Annotated in this window: 3 protein-coding genes; all 3 read left to right on the forward strand. The window is 49.6% G+C overall.

Going from position 1 to position 3,301, the window contains the following annotated elements:
- The coding region (locus SLW75_RS28145; protein WP_410936067.1) for an Ig-like domain-containing protein at positions 1 to 1,007 on the forward strand (1,007 nt) is incomplete at its 5' end.
- 270 nt (positions 1,008 to 1,277) lie between these two features.
- Positions 1,278 to 2,774: a hypothetical protein gene (locus tag SLW75_RS28150; protein WP_410936068.1), complete on the forward strand. Its 1,497-nt coding sequence runs from the start codon at positions 1,278 to 1,280 to the stop codon at positions 2,772 to 2,774.
- A gap of 345 nt (positions 2,775 to 3,119) precedes the next feature.
- A partial coding sequence (locus tag SLW75_RS28155) for a hypothetical protein (protein ID WP_410936069.1) occupies positions 3,120 to 3,301 on the forward strand: 182 nt, incomplete at its 3' end.

Consider the following 3,301-nt stretch of genomic DNA (forward strand, 5'->3'; position numbering starts at 1 on the left):
TCTCCAAGGACCTCCTCAAAACGCTGACCGACGGCTCGACCTTTACGCTGAAGCTGGAGGCGTCTTTTGATGGCGGTGCAACGCGCTTTCCGTTTTCGGAACAGGCGTACAGCATCAAGAGCGTGCCCGACGTTGGCGCGATTGAGATTACTAAGGTGACCGACTCTTATGGGGCGGAGATCGCCAACGGCGGAAATACTCAAGAGACCACTGTCAACCTGACTGGCACAGCCGATGCAAATACCCAACTTCAAGCAGTTGACGGGTCAACGGTATTAGGAACTGTCACTGTTAACGCCGTTGGCGCCTGGACCTATCAGGCGAACGGTTTATCGGTTTCTACGCATATTTTCACTGCTCGATATGTTGCAGGTGGCCTGACTTCAGATGCATGGACTGTTCAGGTTATAGCCATACCGCTGACCATTGACCAGTCAACGATGATTCTTGATGGCATATACGTAATGGGAAGCCCTGAATGGACGCAAAATGGCAATGACGTAGTAGGTAATACTCAAGTTAGAACACCCTTAGGAGGCACGCCACCTTATACCTACTCATCGAGCAACACACGGTATGCATCAGTTAACCAGCAGGGAGAGGTTAAAGGAAGAGGATGGGGGAGCAGCACCATAACCGTGAGCGATGCACGAAACAACAGCGTCTCTTACACAGTTAACGCCTCGAAAATGTATGCGCTCAGAGTAGCACCTGATGAGTACAGTTTCACCTACGATCAGGCAGTACAATACGCCGAGGACTGGGACTGTTTACCTCTTAGGGAGGCTCACCTAAATGTACTCATACACTTGTATGGCGCTCCATTCCCACCAGACAAGGGCCGATATGGTGACTGCTGGCTTGGAATAAAATCAGGCTGTGGGGAAGACGGTCTTGTCTGGCGGTTTCCTTCAGCACAGAAAAGATGCGCACCTGTTAATGAAATACTCAGCTGGAGAGGAATGTCCATACTAAATTCTCTGGATGACTGGCCAGACTTTCCGTGAATGATCTAGACATAGCACGACTGTAAGCATGATAAAGGGGTCTGATAAAGGGGTCTGATTTATTTAAACCGGGGACAGATTAATTACGGTAAAGCGTGTAAATAAATCAGTCCCCTTGCATTGTCCCCTTGCATTAGTCCCCTGGGGTCTAAAGGGGTCTGATTTATTTAAAACAAGGACCTGATTTATTTACGGCGAAGCGCTGTAAGTACAATTACCCCCCTGCCGGCGTCGCACTAGTGATACCCACCTTGCAAGGAGCAAAAGAAAATGAAGAACGCCATCCTCACCGCCGAGCAAAAAGACAAATTGACGGCAGCAATCAAACAGGCGCTTGACGGCACTTTATCCATTAACGCAACACTCTACCCTCGTCCTAAAGTCGAGCCTGCAGACGCATTCAACGTGCTTGATCCCAACAAGAACAACGCTGTCGATAACACCTATATGGTCATTGATAATATTCCCGCCACCTATCTGGTCAGTTTTTACTGGAACGATGATTACTCGATCGAACCGGTCGCTTCCGAGGGAACGCAAATCAGGGTCAAGGTCCCCTCTGCCCTTGTCATTGCAGCGGGTGAAACCCTCCCTCAACCCATCCTCGTCATTTACTCGGTGCTCAATCCAAATGAGCCAGACGGCGTCGCGTCTGAGCCCCTTCAACTCACCGTGCGCAAGTACGTGCGTCCGGCCTATCCAAAGCCGGTCATCACCGAGGCGCAGGGGACCGAGCTTGATGTGACGGCGTTGACGGCTAACGCCCACATGACACTGGCGGCCTGGCCTGGTCAGGCAGTGGGGCAAAAACTCTGGCTGAGCGTGGTCTCGACGCCGCAGATCACGCTGCAGAACTGGAATCCGCTGAACGTCACGACGTTGGGCGCCCAGAGCAGGGGCATCTCCAAGGACCTCCTCAAAACGCTGACCGACGGCTCGACCTTTATCCTGAAGCTGGAAGCGTCTTTTGATGGAGGGGCAACGCGTTTTCCGTTTTCGGAACAGGCGTACAGCATCAAGAGCGTGCCCGACGTTGGCGCGATTGAGATTACTAAGGTGACCGACTCTTATGGGGCGGAGATCGCCAACGGCGCGAACACCGAAGACACTACTGTCAACTTGACCGGAACGGCCGATGCGAACGCCCGTCTCCAAATAATTGACGGTTCAGCGGCCCTAGGAATTGTTACTGTCAATTCCACCGGAGACTGGACATATCAGGTGAGCGGATTATCAGTTTCGACGCACATTTTCACCGCTCAATATGTGGACGGGAGCCTGATATCAAAAGCATGGATGCTTCAAGTTGTGATGCTTCTAGTAGAGAAATTCGAAAATGTTGAGAATCAGCGTTTAGTGAGGGTCGGCGATTCTGCAGAATGCGAAAGTTTAGTGCTAACTGTTTCAGGCTATGTAACTGGAGATCAATACGGATACATTGAAAATCACACTGCAACAGTTTACGCGCAAGCTGTCGTAACCGATCCAATCTCTATGACAGCAGCATTACGACATACTTACTCCGCAGTCCTCATAGACCTAACTCTCAGAGTTTGGCAGCCTACCCAAAACGACATACTAAGAGTGGAAGCTTACAATGATACCGGAGAAAGGATTTTCTCCAGGGATTTCGACAGCACAAGTGACGCACCCTTCCCTCAAATTGTTTATATTGCAGGGCCAAAAGTAAAATATATACACTTTACTGCGAAGGCGCCGGGACACGGTGCCAATATAACCATCAGACAGCTCACTTACACCCCCTAAGAGTATCAAAACGGAAGATAAAGGAGCAAGATAAAGGGGTCTTACAAGATGATAAGAGCATGATAAAGGGGTCTCATGATAAAGGGGTCTGATTTATTTAGCATGATAAAGGGGTCTATAAAGGGGTCTGATTTATTTAAACCGGGGACAGATTAATTACGGTAAAGCGTGTAAATAAATCAGTCCCCTTGCATTAGTCCCCTGGGGTCTAAAGGGGTCTGGTCTAAAGGGGTCTGATTTATTTAAAACAAGGACCTGATTTATTTACGGTGAAGCGCTGTAAGTACAATTACCCCCCTGCCCGCGTCGCACTAGTGATACCCACCTTGCAAGGAGCAAAAGAAAATGAAGAACGCCATCCTCACCGCCGAGCAAAAAGACAAATTGACGGCAGCAATCAAACAGGCGCTTGACGACACTTTATCCATTAACGCAACACCCTACCCTCGTCCTAAAGTCGAGCCTGCAGACGCATTCAACGTGCTTGATCCCAACAAGAACAACGCTGTCGATAACACCTATATTGT

The organism is Pseudomonas sp. W5-01, from assembly GCF_046540435.1.
Lineage (GTDB): Bacteria > Pseudomonadota > Gammaproteobacteria > Pseudomonadales > Pseudomonadaceae > Aquipseudomonas > Aquipseudomonas graminis_B.